Source organism: Megasphaera massiliensis (genome assembly GCF_000455225.1).
In the GTDB taxonomy this organism is placed as follows: Bacteria; Bacillota; Negativicutes; order Veillonellales; family Megasphaeraceae; genus Megasphaera; species Megasphaera massiliensis.
On sequence record NZ_HF954535.1, the window covers coordinates 145,658 to 167,594 of the forward strand.

Annotated in this window: 16 protein-coding genes; all 16 read right to left on the bottom strand. The window is 52.1% G+C overall.

Annotation, left to right across the window (positions count from 1 at the left end; genetic code table 11):
- Positions 1 to 9: 9 nt before the first annotated feature.
- The 16 genes from TX77_RS02630 to serS all read right to left on the bottom strand — a co-directional run bounded on the left by TX77_RS02630 (position 10) and on the right by serS (position 21,937).
- Positions 10 to 522, bottom strand: a complete 513-nt coding sequence (locus TX77_RS02630; RefSeq protein WP_044503267.1) for an OmpH/Skp family outer membrane protein — start codon at positions 520 to 522, stop codon at positions 10 to 12.
- Positions 523 to 542: 20 nt separating this feature from the next.
- Complete coding sequence (locus TX77_RS02635; protein WP_230198008.1) at positions 543 to 1,823, bottom strand: hypothetical protein; 1,281 nt, start codon at positions 1,821 to 1,823, stop codon at positions 543 to 545.
- An 18-nt stretch (positions 1,824 to 1,841) separates the two neighbouring features.
- On the bottom strand, positions 1,842 to 4,085 hold the full coding sequence (locus TX77_RS02640; protein ID WP_044503269.1) for a BamA/OMP85 family outer membrane protein: 2,244 nt from the start codon (positions 4,083 to 4,085) through the stop codon (positions 1,842 to 1,844).
- Between the two features lie 16 nt (positions 4,086 to 4,101).
- Entirely contained in the window at positions 4,102 to 4,707 is a 606-nt protein-coding gene (locus tag TX77_RS02645; protein ID WP_044503270.1) for a hypothetical protein, read from the bottom strand.
- A 166-nt stretch (positions 4,708 to 4,873) separates the two neighbouring features.
- The gene (locus TX77_RS02650) at positions 4,874 to 5,509 is read right to left on the bottom strand and encodes a sigma-70 family RNA polymerase sigma factor (RefSeq protein ID WP_044503271.1); all 636 of its coding nucleotides are present in this window, start codon (positions 5,507 to 5,509) and stop codon (positions 4,874 to 4,876) included.
- Between the two features lie 50 nt (positions 5,510 to 5,559).
- Positions 5,560 to 9,843 (bottom strand): translocation/assembly module TamB domain-containing protein, encoded by a 4,284-nt coding sequence (locus TX77_RS02655; RefSeq protein WP_044503272.1) that lies wholly within the window; start codon positions 9,841 to 9,843, stop codon positions 5,560 to 5,562.
- A gap of 148 nt (positions 9,844 to 9,991) precedes the next feature.
- Positions 9,992 to 11,656 carry a TolC family protein gene (locus TX77_RS02660; protein ID WP_230198009.1) on the bottom strand — a complete coding sequence of 555 codons (1,665 nt, stop codon included), beginning with the start codon at positions 11,654 to 11,656 and terminating at the stop codon, positions 9,992 to 9,994.
- A gap of 32 nt (positions 11,657 to 11,688) precedes the next feature.
- A complete protein-coding gene (locus TX77_RS02670; protein ID WP_044503274.1) occupies positions 11,689 to 12,924 on the bottom strand; it encodes an MlaD family protein in 1,236 nt (411 codons plus the stop codon).
- Positions 12,921 to 13,673, bottom strand: a complete 753-nt coding sequence (locus TX77_RS02675; protein ID WP_044503275.1) for an ABC transporter ATP-binding protein — start codon at positions 13,671 to 13,673, stop codon at positions 12,921 to 12,923. Before TX77_RS02675 ends, TX77_RS02670 begins: the two co-directional genes overlap by 4 nt.
- Before the next feature lie 8 nt (positions 13,674 to 13,681).
- Positions 13,682 to 14,446, bottom strand: a complete 765-nt coding sequence (locus TX77_RS02680) for an MlaE family ABC transporter permease (RefSeq protein ID WP_044503276.1) — start codon at positions 14,444 to 14,446, stop codon at positions 13,682 to 13,684.
- Positions 14,447 to 14,705: 259 nt separating this feature from the next.
- Positions 14,706 to 16,709, bottom strand: coding sequence for a SpoIVB peptidase S55 domain-containing protein (locus TX77_RS02685; RefSeq protein ID WP_071822298.1), 2,004 nt, complete (start codon positions 16,707 to 16,709; stop codon positions 14,706 to 14,708).
- 11 nt (positions 16,710 to 16,720) lie between these two features.
- Positions 16,721 to 17,011 carry a biotin/lipoyl-containing protein gene (locus TX77_RS02690; protein ID WP_044503277.1) on the bottom strand — a complete coding sequence of 97 codons (291 nt, stop codon included), beginning with the start codon at positions 17,009 to 17,011 and terminating at the stop codon, positions 16,721 to 16,723.
- A gap of 43 nt (positions 17,012 to 17,054) precedes the next feature.
- Positions 17,055 to 18,143 (bottom strand): rod shape-determining protein, encoded by a 1,089-nt coding sequence (gene mreB / locus TX77_RS02695; RefSeq protein WP_276525025.1) that lies wholly within the window; start codon positions 18,141 to 18,143, stop codon positions 17,055 to 17,057.
- Positions 18,109 to 19,383, bottom strand: coding sequence for a UDP-N-acetylglucosamine 1-carboxyvinyltransferase (gene murA / locus TX77_RS02700; RefSeq protein WP_044503278.1), 1,275 nt, complete (start codon positions 19,381 to 19,383; stop codon positions 18,109 to 18,111). The genes mreB and murA overlap by 35 nt, the downstream gene beginning before the upstream one ends.
- A gap of 186 nt (positions 19,384 to 19,569) precedes the next feature.
- The gene (glpX, locus tag TX77_RS02705) at positions 19,570 to 20,535 is read right to left on the bottom strand and encodes a class II fructose-bisphosphatase (protein ID WP_044503279.1); all 966 of its coding nucleotides are present in this window, start codon (positions 20,533 to 20,535) and stop codon (positions 19,570 to 19,572) included.
- A 118-nt stretch (positions 20,536 to 20,653) separates the two neighbouring features.
- Entirely contained in the window at positions 20,654 to 21,937 is a 1,284-nt protein-coding gene (gene serS / locus TX77_RS02710; protein ID WP_044503280.1) for a serine--tRNA ligase, read from the bottom strand.

Here is a 21,937-nt window from a genome sequence, read left to right on the forward strand (position 1 = left end):
AAGAACTCCTTACTGATTGTTGCTGGTGCTGCTGGAGGAAGCACTCGAATTCTGGTTCAGTTCTTTCGTAACCTGATCGGTAATATCCGTGCCGCCATAGAGAACGACGCTCTTTTCAACAACCAGGCTGAGGCCTTTCGTCTGGGCTACATTACCGACAGCCGTATCAACCTTATCTTTCAGGCCTTTAAAGAGTTCCTGACGTTTCGTAGTCAGTTCGCCCTGCATCTTCTGGAAGAGTTCCTGTTTCTGCTGATCATCCATGTTGGCCGACTGCTGTTCAAACTGTTTCTGCATATCTGCTTCGGCCTGCTGGAGCTGTTTCTGTACTTCAACGGCATCCTGGTTATCCGGCGTAATGATTTTGCTGGTATCGACGACGCCGATATTGCTCGAAGGCGCTGCATTTACCGGATTGCCCGTCTGCATGATAGCAAGACCGGCGATACTGAATACAAAGATAGCGGCAATGACTGCCGAGAAAATTTTAATATTGCGTTTCTTACCCATTTCAGACATCATAATAGAAAATCTCCTTTATCTTACAAATAACCTATGATTCGAAGCCAATGATCATGGTCGGATACGACATACTCTAAGCCGACGTAATCGTCCACACGATACTGAAGACCTATTTCATTTTCGGTATGCGTCATATCGCGGTCATACCGCAGGGCCCAACAGCTGCCAAGGGGCTGCCGAAACCACAGGTGATGGCTGTCGTCGAGGCTTTCAAACTGATAGCCCATCTCGGTACCGGCCGTAAAACGGTAGAAGTACCCGGGAATGATATTCCACTCAAGCTGCGAAGGCATAAATTTGACCTCGCCGTACACTTCGTGGTGACTGCCGAGTTTCCGGCCCAGATGGGCCATGAGAACGGTATCATCGTCATCACTGTTCCTGCGGCCCACATCGAGATAGGCACCGCCGCGGATGTCATAAAAATCCGTTTTCGGTGTGACATAGATCGTCGTATTTTCATCGACAGAAAGGGTCGGTGTCACCTGGAGCCCGTAGTGCTTGACGACCCATTGGCGCTTCACATCACCGGAAAGATCCGCCATAACGTCCGGTTCATGACGACGGACGAAAGCGACCGGCAACCCTTCCAAACCGGCATAGGTATGCTCCAGATTGTTCCGAGCGCTGAGAAAGATGACCTTAGGCACATCTTCTCCTTTAATGGCTACGCGAACGTTGCGAACGACCGGAAGTTTAGGCATCATATAGACCGTCACGTCCGTTTCCTGACCGCCGCGAATCACGATATGCGGATAAAACTCGGGAACTCTCGTTTCCAATTCCGTTTCCATGACCGATTTGACGGCACCATTGGCCCAATCGAGGGCATCGACGGGCAGACCGATGAGCAGGTTTTCCACCATGTCACCGGCACCGCTGAGGTCTTTATCAACCATCTGGCGTCCCATTTCCGGCAAAGCCCCGTAATCGACGGTCAGGTTCACCTTGCGGATCGTATCGCCCCAAGGCCGGATACGGACATCGAGGTCGGTCCGGCTCCCCGGGTTGATGGCGATAGACTCTACGGTATAGCCGATGAGGACGCGATTGATGATATCGTTGACGATTCGCTCGTATTCCTCAGAGCGGCCGGCAATGTCTTCGCTGTCCTGATTGAGAAATACATGATTGCCGACAGTCTGAATACTGGCAGCAATCCGTCTCTGGACCAAGGGAGGGATTGCCTCTTGGACAGAAGACAGGTGTACCGCCACCTGTTCTACGGAGGCAGCGGCAACACTACTAAGACTAGCACAGACAGTAAAGACAGTCAATAAACAAGTGCGGATTCTCATCATCCACGACCTTTCACGACCCTAGAACTTGCCGCCAAAGCTGAAGTGGAACTTGCCGCCTTCGCTGCCGATACCGTAGTCTAAACGAATCGGGCCGATCGGCGTCGTAATACGGAAGCCGATACCGCCGGAATAGTGAATCTTATTATTTTCTTTATACCAAGGAATGTTTTCTACGCCGCCCCAGGCATTACCCACGTCGGTAAAGACGACGCCCTGGATTTTTTTAGCAATGGGGTAACGATATTCAATGGTCGCTTCATACATTTTGTTGCCGCGGAATTCATCGTCTTCATAGCCGCGCAGCGTATCGGCACCGCCCAAGGTAAAGAGGTCGTTGTAGGGCATGTCGCCGGTGGCAATACCGCCCATGAGACGAACGGCAATGACGTGAGCCCGGCCGACTTTATAATAGAGGCGGTTTTCTGCAATGAACTTGAAGTAGTCGAAGTCACCGCCCATGCCGTGACCGGCCCAAACACCGGTGAAGGCCAAGCGTTTCCCCTTCGTCGGATCGTAGACGTTATCGCGGTTATCGAAAACGTGAGACCAGGTCATGCTATTGGTCCGGCCGAAGTTATTCTTTAAATAATTGCGATAGGCATCGGCACTGCCGCCCCAATAACCATAGTAGTCGCCCGTCCCATCAACCCAGGACTGATAGTCAGCCCCGCTATTATAGTCGGTATATTTCGTTTTCTTCGTTTCTAAGGTGACATAGTCGCTGACGTATTCACTGCGGACACGGCCGTAGGTAACGTTGAAGCCGTTGGTCCGGCGGTCATAGTCGGCAACGGAGTCGCCCTTTTCATTATAGTCTTCGTATTCCGATTCGCGGTCAAAGAGGCTGAAGCCGATGGAGTCTCCGGCATCATTGAGGTACGGATGGGTATAGGAGAAGATATAGTTCTTATTGGAATCCGTATTACCGCCGAATTCCCAGCTGATATTGACCTTATCACCGGTACCGCGAAGGTTCGTTTCACTGAGGCCGAGAATACCGACTAAGCCGTCCGAATCGGAGTAGCCGGCACCGATGGTAACGGACCCCGTCTTCTGTTCGGTAACGTCGATTTCAACGATGACGTTCTGGGCATTTTTCTGGCCCTGGAGGAGGCGGACGTTGACGTCTTCAAAATAGCCCGTATTATAAACACGCTGAATACTGCGGCTAGCCGCATTTTTATTGAAGATATCGCCCTTCTTCATGCGCAGTTCACGCATGATGACGTTATTCCGAGTCTTCGTATTGCCGCGGAGGTTGATATTTTCAATGCGGGCTTCGGTAATCGCAATATGGAGGGTCCCTTCGTCGTCCAAACGGACATCAGATACGTGACTCATCATATAGCCGGCATTGGCAAAGGCCGTATTGATATTGGCAACGTCATGGCTGACGACGGCCGTATTGAGGGTCGTGCCCGGCGTCGTAGCGACAAGTTTCATCAAATCGCCGGTGCTGATCGATTCGTTGCCGACGATGTCGATTTTCTTAACGACAGGATTCATTTGAACGGTATAGTTCAGGACAACGCCTTCAGGGACGTTGGTAAAGGCCGGTTTAACCGTTGAAAATAAACCCGTCGCCCCGATGACATTGAGGTCATGACGAATGTAGTCCATGTTGATGGCATCGCCGACGCGCATGGCCAGACGAGGCAGGATGTTCTGTTCAATCTGCGGTTCCGGTACGGGGCTGACCGAAACAGACGTTGCGACCTTATCGACATAAGGCTTCAGTTCGGCATCGGTTACGGCTTCACCGTAGGGCAGGGATACGTCCTGTCCGGGTTGGATGACCGCCATGGGATATCCGGGAATGGAAGTATCGAACTGCATATCGCTGGTCCCGCTCATATAAGTAACTTTTTCACCGGAAATCTGCGGTGTCGTATCGACAGGTTCGGGATTTCTGGCTTCTTCAGCCTTGCGAGCCGCTTCTTCCGCTTCCTGCTGAACGGCTTCAGGACTTCTCCCGGCTGCAATGGAAGCCAGTTCATCTTCCGTTTCATAACCCGTAAGGCCTGATTTAGCAGCTTGGATCGCTTCTTCTTTAGACTCATCATTCGGCGAAGTTACGACAGCATTGACCGCTGTTTTCTTGTCATCATCCGTCGGTGCTGCCGCCGAGCCTGAAGTCGTAACCGTTCCGGTAGTCGACGCTTCATACCCGGTCGTCGCCGTCGTATCCTCTGCCCAGACGGGGCAAGTCATTATCGCGCTGGTTACCATCAGCGCGAGCAGTTTCTTCTTCCGCATATTCATAAAAATCCTCCATTAGTTATTTCGCCATACCGGTACCGCGTAGGGTATGACGCGCTTCTTGTACAGTAGCTTGTAATTGGCTGTCCGACAGGACTGCCTTTTCTTCCCGCACAGCGGGCGATGCCGTTTGCTGGTCGCCTGCAGCCGGAGCGGACGGCTGTTCAGCCAGTTCTTCGACAACAGCAGGAGTTGCTGCCATCGACGTTTGCGGCAAGGATTGAACAGAGAGCTGCGTTTCCTGATCCGTGCCGGACTTTCCGGCAGCTTCTTTGGAAACTGCAGCCGGCGGGGCTGCGCTGTCCGCAGTATCGCCTGATTCATGCTTTGGCCGTTCTCCATAAACGGATGCTTCTACCGACCGCGGCAAGTCAGTCTGCCGCGGCTGATGGAAAAGATACCAGCCGCCCGTCACCAAACAAAGGGCCGTGACGATGGCTCCAAGGCGCAAAAAGCGCTTATGGGCGGGACGGTGTCGGCGTAAATTCTTCATTTCCGCCTCGGCCAGCATCAAATTGAGTTCGCCCTTGATATCGGACTCTTTGTCAAAAGATGCTTCCGCCTTTTCCAGCCAGGACTGAACAGCCCGAACACGGTGAAGGGTATCGTTTTGGGAGCGTTTCATACAGCCTTCTCCTTTCTGTATAAACGAATACGCTTATAATATCGGATGAGGCCATATGAGTTTATACCGGCAAAAGAAAGCAAAAATATGCCATAATCTATATTTTACAGCATTTTCCAATTCTTTTCACCTAAAAACAGGCCAAATTTACGAAATTACAAAAAATTTAATCCCGGCTGTCGTGAATAAAGCGGCTGAGCATCCCCCTCACCCTGCGGATGCCCCGCTTTTGCAGACGGTATACGTAAGGCAGACTGATATCGAGGGCCTTCGCTAAATGCTTCTGCTCGACATCTTTCAGATAGACGCCTTCGACGACGGCCTGCTCTTTTTCAGGCAGGCGCTGCAATACCCCGCTGACTTTTTCAAAAAGGAACTGGCGACTCGCCGCTTCCACCGGATCCTCTCTGTCATCGCACAAGGTATCCTGCAGGGTCATCCCCTGTTCGTCCGGTGCATCGAGGGACATGGCACTGACGGCCCCTTCCCGCTTTAAATAGTCGAGGATAGCCCCGCGGATGCGATGAACAGCAAATAAGGGAAAGGCCACACCGCGGCTGTGGTCATAGCGCTCAACGGCTTCCATGAGCCCCAGTGTCCCTTCTTGCAGGGCATCGAGCAAAAGATCCGTGTGGATATTCCAGCGCATGGCTTCTTTAAATACCAGTGGCTGGTACTGTTCGATAAGACGGCTGCGGGCCCCGGCATCGCCACCTTCTTTATAAGCCTGCCACAAAGCAGCTTCTTCTTCCGGCTGCAACAAGGTTATCTTCTGCAGTTCCTGCAAATAATCTTCCAGCATGGCCTTTCACCTCCTTTCATCGTTTCCATGAGGCACATAAAAAGATAGATTTAGAAATTGTATTTATAGAGGGCACCGATAAAGTTGTTGTCGCTCGATGTCCAGGCACTGAGACTGAAGCGGCTGCCCAAATCATACATGATACCGAAACGATTGTCATCGTGATTGAGGCCAAAGGCCGCTGTGACCATAAAGTCATTGAACAGGTATTTGCCCATTTCAATATTGTAGTAGTTGTTGCCGACATCCGTATTTCTATCATTGAGGTCGAGGGACCCGTTGGTTACGGTCAGCATATCTAAGGACAAGGCTTTTTCCAGGCTCTGAGTAATACCCAAGCTGTTCAGCGTCATGCGGATGCCCGAACCGAGGAGGGAACTCATATCATCTTCACCGATGGAACTCTGGGGGCGGCCGCTGCCATTGCGCAGGGTAATGAGCGATACGATCTGCGGCTTGGTGAGCGGCGGATCCGAACGAAGCAGGAGATCCATGTTATCGGCCTGACCGCGCAGGGTCAGCATGACCGTATATTGGCCGACGCGGCTGATACCTTCGGCATCGATATACGGCAGAAGTGAGTCGTAGCGTGAAAAGTCGGCAATGGCCTTGGAAACGCGGAAATTCGTATCCAAGTAGTGAACCGAACCGCGCGTAGCTTCAAAACGGCCTGACGGATTCGGATGTTCCAGGCTGCCCTTAAAGGAAACGGCGCCGGTCACCATGAGGTCATAGAGAGCCGAGTTATAAAGACGGACCTTGTCGCCTAAGGATAAGGTAAAGTCGAGGTCCAAATCAGGCGTCGATGAGCTTTCGCTGAGGGTCAGCGGGACGTCAATGGTCGCGTTGTTGATATCGATAAGGCCGCCGATTTTCGGTCGTCCGTCACCGGGCGTGACGTTGATATACCCCGTAAGGGGCCCATTATAGTAAGGATTATCCACATTGAGATTGGCAAAATCTGCCGATAAGGAGTACGTATCGAGGCTGCGGCCGCTCCACGAGGCATTGCCGCTGATACTGACACTGCCGGGATCCTTCTTGCCTTTTTTATCCATAGTGCCGCTGCCGCTGAGGACGGCGCTGCGTCCCTTGAAGGATAAATCGGCGTTGATATCATTTAGCGGATAAACCGTATCCTTGAACTTAATGGTCCCGTCTTTTACGGTAACGTCGCCGGTAACCTGCGGATCCGCCAGAGTTCCGCTAACCTTAACGGCCCCTTGTATCTGACCGTCGGCATCCGTTACATAAGGGGTAAGGAAGGTCAGGATATCGAGGCTCGTATTCGAGAGCTGGAAGTCGACATCCATCGACTCATCGGTCTTACCGCCGGAAAGGGCACTGACAGGAATCGTCCCTTTGGCGCTGATTTTATAAGGGTCGCGGCTGGCACTGGCTTGCTGGACCGTAATCATGCCGCGACGAATATTAAACAGGGCAAAGGCACCGCTGATGGAAATGCCATTGGCCGTACCGCTTCCAAGCTGAGCCGATACGTCGGCCTGAAGGTCATCAGAGGTCCCGCTGAGGTCAGCGGCAAAATCGATGGGCGCATCGACGACGAAATCAGTCTTGCCCAATACAGTCATCAAGGCCTTAGACGGGAACTGTTTCGCTGCCACCGATAAAGCCACCGGGCCATGAAGGGCATAGGAACCCTTGGCCGCTAAGGTGCCGTCTCCGATTTTAAGAGCCAGCTTATTGATATTGACGATGCCTTGTTCCAGTCTGACGTCGACGTCAGACGGATCGATGGTTTCGCCGCCAAAAGTACCTTGGCTGATATTCCCCTTCATAGAGACTGTCGGATTGTCACTGGTACCGCTGATATCAATCTGACCGTTCAGTTTCCCGGTAATATCCTGTACCGGCATATCCGCCACTTTAATCAAACCGGCAATGTCGCCGTTGACGACCGTCGCCTGGCCACGAATAAAGGAGGTTTTCGTATTATACATCAAATTGGCATCATAATTGCCGTCGAGCTGTGAGAAATGCAGATTGGTCAGCCGCAGTATGCTGTCGTAATAGGCAAAATCACCATGGACGTCGTTGAGGACCATATGATTAATAACCAAATTATCTGCCTTCAAAGCCCCGGATGCCGTCGGAGCGGACATAGTTCCTCCAATATGCGCCGTCAGATCAAAAGAACCGCTGCGCGGCGTCTGATTCTGCGGGGCCAGTCGGGAAACGTCGATATTTTTCCCGGTCACATCGAGATCCAGCGTATCACCAATAGAACCTTCCAGAGCTACCGAAGCCGTATAGGACGAAATATCCCCGTTCGACAAATAGACGGTTCCCTGATTGAGGCGGTAGTCAGCACTGATATTCTTATACAAGTAACCGGCATAGGAACCGCTGGTCAGTCGGAAGGAACCGGCAGCCGACGGATTGTCAAGGGTTCCCTTTATCGTCACCGTATTATCGGCCCAGCCCGTGAGCGGCAAATCTTCCTTGCCGACAAGGGGCAGCAGTTGTTCCACGCGAATATGGGACGTCGTAAGCGAAGCGTCGACAGTCCGGCTGTCCAGATCCGCTCGGCCGGTCAAGGTGTGCAGGCCTTCACCGCGCCGCCAGTAGAGGGCCGGAATTTCAATCTGTTTTCCCTGACCGTGAGCCGACCCGTTAATGCTGTCAAAGAGCATCCCTTTGATTTGGCCGTCTTTGGCACTGAAGGCCAAGTCCCAATTTTGTCCGTCAATATGTCCGGCAGCATCCGCGGTCCCGCTCATAGGAACAGACAATAGCGGCGAAGCCATATCGAGGGGGATATCATGAGCTGTAAAGGAAAATTGCGGTCGTTGTTGATCGACATCATAGGAGCCGCTGATATCAAGACTGCCGCCGCCGACATCGGCATGCCCTTGATTGACGTTGACGACATGGCCGTCATAGGTCACATCGGCCTGAGCCCGGTCCGCTGCCAGTCCATTGTAGGAAAGATTCGATGCCTGTACCGTCCCCGTCGCCAGGATAGAGCCATCCTTACTGTTTCCGCCAGCTCGGAACGAGCCCGAAACGAGGCCCATAACCCCGACCGGCATATCGGGGACAGCCGTCAAATCAAGGCCTCTTACGTCGGCTTCGGCGGCATAGGCACCTGTATTTACATCATATTGGGCCTTCCCCTTGATGTAGGCGCCAAAAGCCCGGGCCGTCAGAGAATCGACGGTCACCATCTGACCGCTGTAGTTGACGTCAGCCGAAGCCTCATCGACGGTGTAGCCGTTATAGGCAAAGTTATGAATACCGGCAGTTCCCTTCACTCGGACATCCTCTGTCGAGCCCCAGACAATACCTTTAAAATCCGCCGTCCCGCTGGTTCCTTCCGGGATGTAGCCTGCGAAAGCCGTCACATCCGCACCGGGTACGTCGACGTTGAGATTGAAAACGGGAACATCCCCATTGGTTACGACCTTACCGTCGATGCGGAAGGCCTGACCGTTGGCCAAGCCCTCGACACCTGACAGGGTAACGTCGTTGGTCGTAAGATCGGCATGGCCTTTTAATTCGTCAATGGCAACGCCGCTTACATCCAATTTACCGTCCGCAAAATCGGCCTGACCGGACATGAAAAAGCCCTTGTGACTGTCAGCAACGCGGACCTTGGCATTTTTGACAGTGCCGTTCTGAAGGACGACGTCGTTTGAGGCCGGAATGAGGAAGGACGCATACCGGGCGTCGACGGCATCGGCATTGACGACAAAGTCATACTGCCGACTGGAAGCATACCTTCCATGAGCCGTGATTTTCTGTCCGTCGACATTCATATCGGCATCGATGTCCATGGACGGGTACTTGGCGAAGGAAACACTGGCCATAACGTCGTTCCCGACGACGAGGGTATTATCAGGCAACAGCGCCCGTACCGTACCGTCATGAACACGGATCACGCCGCGAAAGCCGGAATCACTGCTGCTTTCCGTCGGTTTCAAAATCGACGTGATATTCCACGATCCGTCTCGATTCTGCCACAGATGAAGGACCGGTTCATTGACGTCGGCTGTATCCAATGCCTGGAGGATTTCCCCTTGCTTTAACGCCGTTACAATCTTACCGGGATTGACATAGATGCGGACGTCCTCGCCTTCGAAAACGATGCGGCCCTGCGAATCTTTAATAACCGGTTTTGCCAAGACCACTTGGCCGGTCAAAGATATATCAAGAGAAGAGAACCCCAAGGTTCCATTCAGTTTACTGTTTGCAGTTGTCGTAATCATATTGCTCGCCATTTGGGTTAAAGCCGGTTTTTCCATCCACAAGGCAATGCCGGCAGATAGAAAAAAAGCGGAAAAACCGCAGGCAGCAATCCATTTTTTCTTCATAAGCAAGCTCCACATACGAAAAAAGAGAGAATTACACGTTCTAATTCTCTCTTTATTCTACCTATGGTATTGCGGAAAATCAAGAAATAGATGACAAATCGGAACGTTTCTCCGAAAATTGTTAAAAACCTGTCATCGTCCTCTTCCCTTAATATTGACCGCCTGTTCCGTTCAAAGACGGATGGATGACGCCTGATTCGACGTCGACACCCATGACTTGTTCAAGTTTGGCAATGCCGACGTTGTAGTCGTACAGGGCCTGGATGTGGTTGACCTGAGCTTCATTGAGGCTCAGCTGGGCATCAAGAACGTCCAGGTTGATGCCGACACCTGCCTGATAGCGGATGTTCTGGATACGATAGTTTTCGCGGGCCTGGTCGACAATGGTCTGCGTTTCTTCGACCTTTTGCGCTGCACTGCGAATATTGAGGTAGGCCTGCTTGACGGCGAGCTGTACCGATTCGCGCGTGGCCTGTTCCGTTTCCCGTGCAACCAAGAGGTCTTGTTTAGCCTGGTTGACCTTGGCTTTAGTCGCGCCGCCGTCATAGAAGGTGTAGGTTACACCGGCACCGATATTCCAGCTGCGGCGGTCGGAATCGACGCCGGGGAAGTTATTATCCGACCAGCTATTGCCGCCGGTAACCGAAACCGTCGGTTTATTGCCGGCGTCGGCAATAGAGATGTTTCGTTCAGCCTGCTGTACCGCAAGGGCTGCCTGGAGGACTTCCGGGCGGTATCTCATGGCGTAGTCCGTGGCTTCCTGAAGGGAAATGTTGTAAGTATTAAAGGGCAGTTGATGATCGGCCAGATTGAGCTGCGTCTGTAACGGCAGGCCGAGGATATTATTTAAATTCGATTCGGAAATGGCCACATTATTTTCGGCCGTAACGGCTGTCGTCTTGGCATTGGCCAGGGAAACAGCAGACGACAAGACGTCGACGCGGGCTTTCGTGCCGACGTTGTACTGGGCCTGGACGTTATCTAAATGGCCCTGGAGATTGGTAACGGCCTCCTGATAGACGCCTTGTAATTCCTGATAGGCTAAGAGGGCATAGTAGCCTTCAACAGCCGAATATTTCGTCGCCTGTTCGACACGGAGGATTTCTTCCTGGGCATCGACTTTACCCAATTTGGCAACGTCAATACTGCCTTCGACCTTACCGCCCGTATAGAGAGGAATGGTCACAGCCAGGGAGTTTCCAAAGGCATTGGAAATGGCATTTGTGCTCCGGGACGAAGCGAGGCTGGCGTTCGTAGCCCGCGTACGCTGAGCGCTGAAGGTGTAGTCGACGACGGGGGCTCTGCCGGCTCTGGCTTCATCGATGGCATATTCTGCCTTGCGCAGGGAGTACTTGGAGTTCTTGATATCGCGGTTGTAATCGAGGGCCATCTGAACCGTTCTGGGCAAGGTCAAATCGACGACGCCGTTCGTCGGCACGCGGCCGACGACGATGACCGGATCGATTTCATTTTTCTTAGCCCGTTTAGCCGCTTCTTTCTCAGCCAGTTTCGCCGAATCATCGGCAATCTTTTGGGCCAGTGTTTCACGCATTTCCGGCGTAATATCCGCGGTCTGGGCATTGGCTTTGGCACGTGCCTTCGCTTCGGCCTTAGCAGCCTTTTTCTGCTGTGCCTGCTGGGCTTTGATTTCCTTATCTTCCGCTTTAGCCCGGGCCTGGACTTCATCGGCCTGGGACAGATCGACAGGACGGACCGATGCCGTCGTATCGTCAGCGGACGCAACGGCGACTGTGCTTATGGTTGTAATCATCATGGCGATGACCAATTTCTTATACAGTTTGTTGTTCATCATGGGTACCCCCTGTTTTCTTTATATAGAATTTGCTAAAAAGCATAATTAATACCATAATAGTTGCCGCCATCGCGACGACTCATGGGCCGCGTGAACTGGCTGAAAAGGTAGAGATCCGACGTCAGCCGATACTGGGCTTTTAAGCGAAAACGCCAGTCATCGGGATCGTACCCTTCAAGGGACAGGCGAAAAGGCCCGTCGTGGAATAAATCAGTACCGATACCGAGGTCGCCGTTGATCAATCCGGCCCTCAAATCAAAGATGCCGTTACGACGGCCGTACTGTAAGTTGAGGTTCGTACCGTTACCGATATTTTCAGCTCCGATCAAGCCAAAGCTATCGCCGCGGTACACCCTAAAATTTACATTGCCGCTCGTTTCGTTCTTCGTCGTGTTATATAAGAGTCCGCCTTCGCCTTCGACTTTGATATCCGATGAACCGCCAAGGATTTTATTGACCTTGGTCGTTATCTGGGCCGTATTATCGAGCGTCGTCTGGATATTGGCCTGGGTCTTGGGGTCAGTCGTCATCTTTTCCATAGACTGGGCGATATTTTCAAAGCGATCGGTAATCGATTTTATATTGGCCGCCGTTTCCCGGGCATTGGCCGAGGTCGCACCGTCACCATCGAGCTGCTGCATAGACGCATTCATTTGCGCCGTCACCGCCGCCATGTTAGCCGTAATCGCTTCAACATTGGCCGCGTTGGCATCGAGCATCTGACTGGTCCGGCCCGTAATAGCATCGATATTTTGAATGGAACCGCGCATGGCAGCCTGAGTTTTTTCATCACCGATAACGGCATTGAGGCTCTTGACCATCTCATCGGCGCTCCCCATGAGTTTGCTGGCGCTGTCCATCATATCGTCCATGGTCTTGCCCTGCTTGCCGTCGATATAATCGCCGTCAGCTAAGAGGTGGCTGCGGTCGGCACCGGGAGAAATAGAAACGATTTTCTCCCCTAAGAGACCGTCCGTTGTAATGACGATTTTCGAGTCCCTCGGAATTTCTGTTCCCTTATCGATTTTCATGGTCACGTCGACGCCGTTTCGCGACGGCGTTACTTTTTCGACCTTACCGACATGGACGCCTACGTAGCGGACAGAATTTCCTTTTTGCAGCCCGTTGGCATCATTAAATTCGGTATGGATGACAAAGCCCGGCTTGCCAAAGAGTTCGATATGGGCCAGGCCCATGACGACGCCGCTGAATAAGAGGACAGCGACGATGGTGACGAAACCTACTTTGGCTTCTGAGCTCCACTTCATAGACTATCCCCTCTTTCTTCCGGAAGACGACCGCCGTGGATAAAGCGTTGAACGTCTTCGTCATCGGTTTGGGCAAAACTTTTTTTATCGGCAATGAGCCGAAAGCGCCCATCCTGTAAATAAGCCAACCGGTCGGCGACAAAAAAAGCCGAATCCATATCGTGGGTAACGATGACCGAGGTGGCGTGAATCTGTTTTTGCATGCTGACGACCAGACGATTGATATCCATGCAGCGCAGCGGATCGAGGCCGGCCGTCGGTTCATCATAGAGGATGACCTGCGGGTCGAGGGCAATGGCCCTGGCTAAACTGACGCGTTTTTTCATACCGCCGGATAAATCATTGGGCATCATATCTTCAATCCCATCGAGACCGACGAGATGGAGTTTTTCCTTGACGATTCGCTGCCGCGTCGCCGCATCGTCGTGAGTATGCTGACGAAGGCCGAAGGCTACGTTTTCACCAACCGTCATGGAATCGAAGAGGGCGGAATACTGAAAAACCATCCCCATGTGACGGCGAACCTCCATCAGCTGGTCTTCATCATAAGTGGTAATATCCGTATCATGGAAGAAAACATGGCCCCTTGTCGGCTTTTGCAGACCGATGATGAGGCGCAGGATCGTACTCTTGCCGGAACCGCTGGCACCGAGGACGGCCAAGGTCTCTCCCTGATGAATGTCTAAATTAATGTTGTCCAGTATGACCTTATCGCCATAAGCGACGGTCACATCGCGAAGACGAATCATGATCCTCCTCAATATAATAAAACGGATAAGATATAATTGCAGATAAAAATAAAGATGATCGATGTCACGACGGATTTCGTCGTCGCCTGACCGACGCCTTCAGCACCACTTTGAGCATTCATGCCTTCATTGCAGGCAACGAGGGCAATGATACCGCCAAAAAACATAGCTTTGACCATGCCCAGGACGACATCGCTTATGTTCGTAAATAATTCAATCGAATTTACATACGTAAAATGCGTCAGACCGGCCCCGAGGGTCGCCACGCCGTAGCCGCCGGCCGTCCCGATGACATAGCCGTAAAAAGCCAGCATCGGCACCATGATGACGCAGGCAATAAATCGAGGAACGACCAAATAAGCAATAGGATTGACGGCCATGCAGCGCAGGGCGTCGATTTGCTCGGTAACCTTCATGGTCCCTATTTCTGCCGTCATAGCAGCGCCGACGCGGCCGGCCATGACGACGCCCGTTAAGATAGGACCCAACTCACGCCCCATAGCAACGGACATGACGCCGCCTAAGGTCGACTGTGCTCCGTAGCGCAGGAGAATGTCGACGATCTGTAAGGTCATGACCATACCGGCAAAGAGCAGTGTCATACTGACGATAGGCAGGGAATTGACGCCGAGATGAGCCATCTGGTTGAACATCAGCTGCCGTTGATTCTTCGGAAGCTGGCGCAGCGTCCGGGCAAAAAGGATGGCGATGACACCGACTTGTTCAAAGACATGGATGGTAAACTTCCCAATGTCTTCTAAAAGTTTCTGCATGAAAGACCGCCCTTTCCCTAAGTAGTAGACTACTTTTACTATACCATTATTAAAAATGGATGTAAAACACCAATATTTAATTGTGCCTAAATTGTGAGAAAATAAAGGCTGAAAACTAAAATTCTAATTTGAGTTTCCATAGGTAAAATAATAGCATTTTATGCGAAAAATGGCAAGTAAAAAGGGCCGTCCGAAGACAGCCCTTTTCAGGTCTTATTAAAGCAGGACGATTTGTCCGGTAAAAGAGCCGGTTTTACACTCAGTGGAACAGATCGAGGTCGACTGTCCGAATCACGGAAGCCGCATCTTTACCGCCGTCCTTATCTTGATTTTTGTCGTTCTTTTTATCGGTATCCTTGCTGTCATCGGTCTTGTCGGATTTTACCAGTTCGTCATCTTGAGACGCTCCATCCGATTCATCACCGATGATCGCCTTGGCTTCATTGATATTGTGGTTCTTGGCGAGGAAGGCATCGCGTTTTTCCGGGGTTACGACTTTAATCGTTATCTGGCCGTCGCCTTTGACGATGTACGGCGTAGCGATGGATGACTTGGCATCGCTTTGATTGTCGTCGCCCACATTGTGCTTGCTCGGCTTAATGACATCTTTGGCACTGGTTCCCGGTTCTTTACCGCGGATTTTCTCCTTGCTCACCTTGGTCCCGCTTTCATTGATCATGCTGACGCCCTGATCGAGGATTTCAATGACCAAATCATTATTGGAGTCTTCCTTGTCAATTTCTTTTTTCAAAGCATCAAAATCTTTGTAGCGACGCAGGCGTTTGATGATTTCATCGGTCAAGTTGTAGCGCTGCTTTTCGATCAAATACGGCAAAGGAATGACACCGCCGCCGCGGACTTCTAATACCATATCCCCCAAGGGCTGATCCTTAGGCACGGTAAAGCTCATGGTCTTCACTTCATCGACACCGCGGTAGGGATGGAGTTTTACTTTAAAGTATACGTTGTCCCCGGGACTTACGACAACCGGAGCGGCTGTAGCATCGACGATGGAGGCCGACTTGCGGGCCTGGGTAATATCGACGTTCATGGTGATATCGAGAACGGGATAATCAATAAATTCGTTGTGCTTTAAGATATCGAGAACATTGTACAATTCATCAATGCTCTTTTCATTGATATTTTCTTCAGAATAATACATATTGTGGCGGGTAATGTCCTTATCGCGGCCATTAGACGAGCGAATGGTATAGGACAAGGTCGCCGTGCCGCCGCCGGTGCGGTCGATGGTCTTATTGACCGTATTATAGACCGTCGTCGCAGCTAAAACAGGGGTCAGTTCATTGTCTTCAATGATCTTAACGCGTTTAGTCATGGCCGTATCGGTATCGGTATCGCGTACGTTGATCGTAACCGGAATGCCCGGTGCCAAATAGTCGTACTGACCGCTGATGCCGGCGCCCCGATCCTGGGTAATCTTGCCGACTTCAGCACCGATAGATCCTAATTTGAAAGAGCTGGACAGGTTGTTGACAACCGTAAAAATATAGGCATTATGCATGAAATAATTGATACTGCCCTTTTTCAAAAAAGGATGACCAAAGGCGACGATGTGATCGTTGTCAACGTAGGTAACCGTACCGATAGCGCCCATCTTCATATCGCCGTTAACGAAGGCGGCAGCCACACTGCTGCCGGGTTCTAAAGGCATGGCGACATCATCGGTGCTGGCCGATGCCGTATCGACGGGCATGAAATTATAATCGGGCAGCTTGCTCTTCATCCACTCGGCCGACGTCGTATCAAAACCGGACATCATCAACGGCGTAGCAATGGGAATGAGCGACGATTCACGGGCGTTGAAAGGCCGGATTTCCTCCTTGGTCGGCACGTTCCACAGTTTCAACATGTCGTTGATGGGCGTAATCATGCCAATGCGGGAGTTGGTAAAGGACCAGCCGTAGGCAACGGCGCCGAGGAGCTTACCGTCGATGTAAACCGGACTGCCGCTCATCCCTTGGGCAATGCCGCCGGTCTGTTCGATGAGGGGACCGGAAAACTTGGCCAGAATCAAATCCCCCGACGGGCCGCTGTTCTTCATGACCCCTAAGATTTCAACGGGGAAGGTCTGGATTTCCGTCCCTTGAACGACGGTCTTGGCATAGCCGGTCATACCGATTTGGACGTCACTGACGTTCATAAATTCCTGAGCCTGTGCCGAAACCGCCAAAAGACAGGAAAAGGCCGCAGTCAGACAGACTCGGCCCACCATACGCCGTAAAGCAGAGACTTTCTTCGTCATGGAGGATTTCATCATTTCGTTTCCACCACGACGACAACGGCGCCCTGCTGTACCTGCGAGCCCGGCTGGACGAGGACCGATTTAACAACACCGTCTTTATCAGAACGGGCTGCCGGCATCGGACCGGCTAAAGAATTGACCGTAAGAAGAACATCTCCTTCTTTAACAGCGGCACCGACAGGGGCTACACTGACGACGCTGCCGCTCAATACGGTTATATAGGATACATCAGCCGCAGCTGCCGGCATCGCGAGAAGACCGGCGAGTCCGGCTAATACGGCGAGTCTGTAAAGTTTTTTCATGACGGCTCCCTCCATTCCCTATTTCACTGAAAGAGCGAAACAGTTATAAATCATCAAAACTATCTTTTAAGCGGTCCATTTCTCGGACGGCCTTGCCGGCACCATGGGCCACGCAGAGCAGCGGATCTTCGCAAAGATAGGCTGCCATGCCGGTCGTACGGGAAATAAGACGGTCAAAACTATCGAGAAGTAATCCGCCGCCGGTGAGGACGATGCCGTGGTCGGCAATGTCCGCCGCCAGTTCGGGCGGTGTCTTTTCTAAGATGGAAACGATCGTCTTTAGGACGGTCTGAATCGGTTCGTCGATGGCCAGGCGGATTTCCTGTGAATCGATATCAATCGATACGGGAAGTCCCGTTTCCGTGCTGCGGCCGCGGACGTCAGCCGTCATGCGGCGGCCGTCGCTCATAGCCGTGCCGATTAAGATTTTCAGCTCTTCTGCCGTGTGCTGGCCAATGGTGACGTGCTTTATCTTTTCCAAATAACGGATGATGGCTTCATCAAAGGTATTGCTGCCGATGCGCAGGGATTCACTGATGACGATGCCGCTCAGGCTGAGAACGGCGACATCCGTCGTGCCTCCGCCCATATCGACGACCATAGACCCGTTCGACGTGGCAATATCGAGGCCGGCCCCGATGGCTGCTGCCAGCGGTTCTTCCATGACCGTCGTCTTTCTGGCTCCGGCCTGCATGGCCGCTTCGATGACAGCCCGCCGTTCGACGTTGGTAACGCTCGACGGGACACAGATGACGACGCGGGGTTTAAAAAACAAGGACTTCCCAATGGCCCGGCGGATGAAATACCGCAGCATGTACTCCGTCGCATCGTAGTCGGCAATGACGCCGTTGCGCAGGGGGTGGTAGGCATGGATGTTGCGCGGCGTCCGCCCGATCATAGCCTGGGCTTCGCGGCCGATGGCAACGACCTTATTTTCCATCGTATCGACGGCGATGACGGCCGGCTCATTGACGACGATGCCCTTATTTTTAACGAATACAATAATGTTGGCCGTCCCCAAATCAATGGCAATATCACTGGCAAACCAGTTCGATAAAAAGAACGAGCGGGAATGCCGTGCCGGCTGTACCTTTTTTTTAGTTTTCTTCTTCCTCAATATTGACGCGAACAATATCTGCACCTAGCCTTTGTAATTTTAATACAAAATTATCGTAACCACGGTCGATGTGGTATAGATAACCGACTTCCGTTTCGCCTTCAGCGACCAAGCCCGCCAGGACCAGGGCGGCTCCGGCACGCAGGTCGGTGGCATTGACCGAGGCGCCTTTAAGCTGTTCTATGCCTTCTACGATGGCGCTGCGTCCTTCGATTCGGATTTTAGCACCCATCCGTTTAAATTCATCGACGTGCATGAAGCGGTTTTCAAAGACCGTTTCCGTAACGACGCTCGTTCCTTGGCAGAGCGTCGTCAACGCCATGAACTGCGCCTGCATATCCGTCGGAAAGCCGGGATAAGGCAAGGTCTTTATATCGGCCGGCCGCAAAGGCTCATGGCCGATGACGCGGATACCGTCGATTTCTTCCTCCACTTCGGCACCGACTTCTTTTAACTTAGAAATAAGGGGCTTCAAATGCTCTGAAATGGCATTTTCAACGAAGATGTTGCCCTTGGTCATAGCGGCGCCGATCATAAAGGTACCGGCCTCGATGCGGTCGGGGATAACGGCGTGGCTGGCACCGTGGAGTTCCTTGACACCTTCGATGCGGATGACGTTGGTACCGGCACCGCGAATATTGGCACCCATGCTGTTCAGATAGGTTGCCAAATCGACGATTTCCGGTTCTTCAGCAGCATTTTCGAGGACCGTCTTGCCATTAGCCATGGAAGCAGCCATGATGATGTTTTCCGTCGCACCGACACTGGGGAAATCAAGGTAAATCTGAGCGCCCTGCAGCCCATTTGGGGCTACGGCTTCGATATCGCCGTTTTCAAGGTTGATGACGGCACCCATGGCTTCAAAGGCCTTGAGGTGCAAGTCAATCGGACGCGCACCGATGGAGCAGCCGCCGGGCAGGGAAATCTGTGCTCTCCCCTTGCGGGCCAAGAGCGGTCCCATAACTAAAAAGGACGCACGCATGCGGCGGACCAAATCATACGGTGCCGTCGTCGATGTCAACTCCCGGGCATCAATGATAAGGGTATCTCTTTCGGGGTGTTCTATATGGACGCCGAGGGATTCGATGACGTCGCAGACGGTATGGACGTCAGCGAGCTTCGGAATCTCGGTCAATGTACTTTTCGTCGTTCCCAACATAGATGCGACGATAATGGGCAGTACGGCATTTTTAGCCCCACTGACGCGAACAGTGCCCTGTAAGGGCTTTCCACCATGAATAACAAGTTTCTCCAATTCTGGTGCCTCCTAATAGTATTCGAGTAGTTTTATCTAAATGGCCTCCAAAGACGCGATGCCTGAAGATGCCATTCTATTGAGCATATAATTACTATCAAATTATTCTACCATAAACGGAAGAAAAAAAAAGGCTTGGCGCCTAGGCGACAAGCCCTTTTTTAGGAATACCTTGTAAAGGAAATGTTATAGGTGGATACTCCATTTCGCTTCTTTATTGAAGCGGTGGAAGGTATCGATAAAACGAATCGTTCCGCTGCGGTAACGCATGACGACGGACATCGTCCGGGCACCGCCGCCAAAGTACTGAACGCCGCGCATCATGGGCGTATTGGTAATGGCTGTCGCCGAGAAAATGCAGTCATCCCCTTTTACCAGATCATCGAGGGTCATGACCTTGTTAATATCTTTGATGCCCATATCCAAACAGCGCTGCCGTTCTTCGTCGGTATAAGGAATGAGGCGGGCCTGCATATCGCCGCCGAGGCACTTCAAGGCGGCCGCTGCCAGAACCCCTTCCGGTGCACCGCCGATTCCCATGACGACGTGAACGCCGGAACCTTCGATACCGGCGTCGACCGCCGGTGAAACGTCGCCGTCGGTAATGAGCTTGATACGGGCACCGGCGCTGCGGCACTCGTCGATAAGGTCTTTGTGGCGCGGCCGGTCGAGGATGACGACGGTCAAGTCATCGATGCCTCGTTCTAAGCCCTCGGCGATGCGGCGCAGGTTTTCCGGCACCGACTGATTCAAGTCGATACGCCCCTTAGCCCGCGGTCCGACGCAGAGCTTTTCCATATACATGTCCGGCGCGTGAAGTAAATCACCTTTCCCGGCAATAGCCATGACCGAAATGGATCCGTCCTGCCCTTTTGCCGTCAAATTCGTCCCTTCCAAGGGATCGACGGCAATATCGACTTCCGTACCACCGGCACCGACTTTTTCGCCGATATATAACATGGGGGCCTCATCCATTTCCCCTTCGCCAATGACGACCGTACCGTCGATGGGAACCGTCGACAAGATCGAATGCATACCGTCGACAGCCAGTTGATCGGCGCCATTCTTATCGCCCTTCCCCATGAGACGGCCGGCTTTTACCGCTGCCGCTTCCGTAACGCGGACAAACTCCAAGGTCAATACGCGATTCATAAGGAACCTCCTTGTCTAAAAATAACGAAAACACATATATAGTATTATTTCTAGGCAAAGTAAAAAACTCCTGCTTTTAGACAGGAGTTTTTTTAACAGCATCTCAGGGACGAGACTTTTATTTTTCTTTCGTAATGACGTCGCAGTGCATGTACGGACGAAGGACTTCCGGTACTACGACCGAGCCGTCAGCCTGCTGATAGTTTTCGAGAATAGCAGCGACCGTGCGGCCTACAGCCAAGCCCGAACCGTTTAAGGTATGAACGAATTCCGGCTTCGATTTCGGGTTCCGGCGGAAGCGGATGTTAGCCCGCCGTGCCTGGAAATCTTCCGTATTGGAACACGAAGAAATTTCACGGTATTTCCCCTGGGCCGGGAACCAGACTTCGACGTCGAAAGTCTTGGCAGCCGAGAAACCGATATCGCCCGTGCAGAGGCAGACGACGTGATAGGGAAGGCCCAAAGCCTTTAAGATATCTTCGGCATTCTGTGTCAGTTTATCGAGTTCATCGTAGCTCGTTTCCGGAGCCGAATATTTTACCATTTCGACTTTATGGAACTGATGCTGGCGAATGAGGCCTCGCGTATCGCGGCCGGCAGAACCGGCTTCAGCGCGGAAGCACGGTGTCAGGGACGTGAAGTAAATCGGCAGTTTACTGCCGTCGATGATTTCACCGCGGTAATAGTTGGTAAGCGGTACTTCTGCCGTCGGGATCATATACATTTCTTCGCCTTCGACATTGAGCTTATACATGTCTTCCGCAAATTTCGGCAGCTGACCCGTACCGGTCATGGAATCGCGATTGACGATATATGGCGGAATGACTTCGGTGTAGCCGTCTTTTTCCGTATGTTGGTCGAGCATGAAATTGTACACAGCGCGTTCCAAACGGGCGCCGGCGCCGACATAGTAATAGAAACGGGCACCGGTAACCTTTGCGGCCCGTTCAGAATCGAGAAGGCCTAAGCGTTCGCCGACGTCCCAGTGGTTCAGCGGTTCAAAGTCGAACTGTTTCGGTTCGCCCCACTTGCGGACTTCCGGGTTATCGCTGTCGTCGTTGCCGACCGGAACCGACGGATGGCACATATTGGGGATCATGAGCTGGATGGCGTGCATATCGGCTTCGACAGCCTTGACTTCCTTATCGAGGACGTCGATGTCGTCGCCGAGTTTCTTCATAGCGGCAATCTGGGCGTCGGCATTTTCTTTATTGCGTTTGAGCTGGCTGATTTCCTTGGTAACCGTATTGCGTTCATTCTTCATGGCTTCGACTTTTTGAAGGATTTCACGCCGTTTATCGTCTAAGGCGACGAAGGCGTCGACGTCGGCATGGGCGTGGCGATTCTTAATATTTTCCTTTACTTCTTCTACGTGGTCGCGGATGAATTTCGTATCTAACAT

Bases quoted from the DNA above. Each gene is read 5' to 3' on its own strand.
- TX77_RS02640 (WP_044503269.1), bottom strand. From the start codon at position 4,085: ATGAATATGCGGAAGAAGAAACTGCTCGCGCTGATGGTAACCAGCGCG.
- serS (WP_044503280.1), bottom strand. From the start codon at position 21,937: ATGTTAGATACGAAATTCATCCGCGACCACGTAGAAGAAGTAAAGGAA.
- TX77_RS02685 (WP_071822298.1), bottom strand. From the start codon at position 16,709: ATGACGAAGAAAGTCTCTGCTTTACGGCGTATGGTGGGCCGAGTCTGT.
- TX77_RS02680 (WP_044503276.1), bottom strand. From the start codon at position 14,446: ATGCAGAAACTTTTAGAAGACATTGGGAAGTTTACCATCCATGTCTTT.
- TX77_RS02630 (WP_044503267.1), bottom strand. From the start codon at position 522: ATGATGTCTGAAATGGGTAAGAAACGCAATATTAAAATTTTCTCGGCA.
- TX77_RS02670 (WP_044503274.1), bottom strand. From the start codon at position 12,924: ATGAAGTGGAGCTCAGAAGCCAAAGTAGGTTTCGTCACCATCGTCGCT.
- TX77_RS02660 (WP_230198009.1), bottom strand. From the start codon at position 11,656: ATGATGAACAACAAACTGTATAAGAAATTGGTCATCGCCATGATGATT.
- TX77_RS02645 (WP_044503270.1), bottom strand. From the start codon at position 4,707: ATGAAACGCTCCCAAAACGATACCCTTCACCGTGTTCGGGCTGTTCAG.
- TX77_RS02675 (WP_044503275.1), bottom strand. From the start codon at position 13,673: ATGATTCGTCTTCGCGATGTGACCGTCGCTTATGGCGATAAGGTCATA.
- TX77_RS02690 (WP_044503277.1), bottom strand. From the start codon at position 17,011: ATGAAAAAACTTTACAGACTCGCCGTATTAGCCGGACTCGCCGGTCTT.
- TX77_RS02650 (WP_044503271.1), bottom strand. From the start codon at position 5,509: ATGCTGGAAGATTATTTGCAGGAACTGCAGAAGATAACCTTGTTGCAG.
- TX77_RS02635 (WP_230198008.1), bottom strand. From the start codon at position 1,823: ATGATGAGAATCCGCACTTGTTTATTGACTGTCTTTACTGTCTGTGCT.
- TX77_RS02655 (WP_044503272.1), bottom strand. From the start codon at position 9,843: ATGAAGAAAAAATGGATTGCTGCCTGCGGTTTTTCCGCTTTTTTTCTA.
- glpX (WP_044503279.1), bottom strand. From the start codon at position 20,535: ATGAATCGCGTATTGACCTTGGAGTTTGTCCGCGTTACGGAAGCGGCA.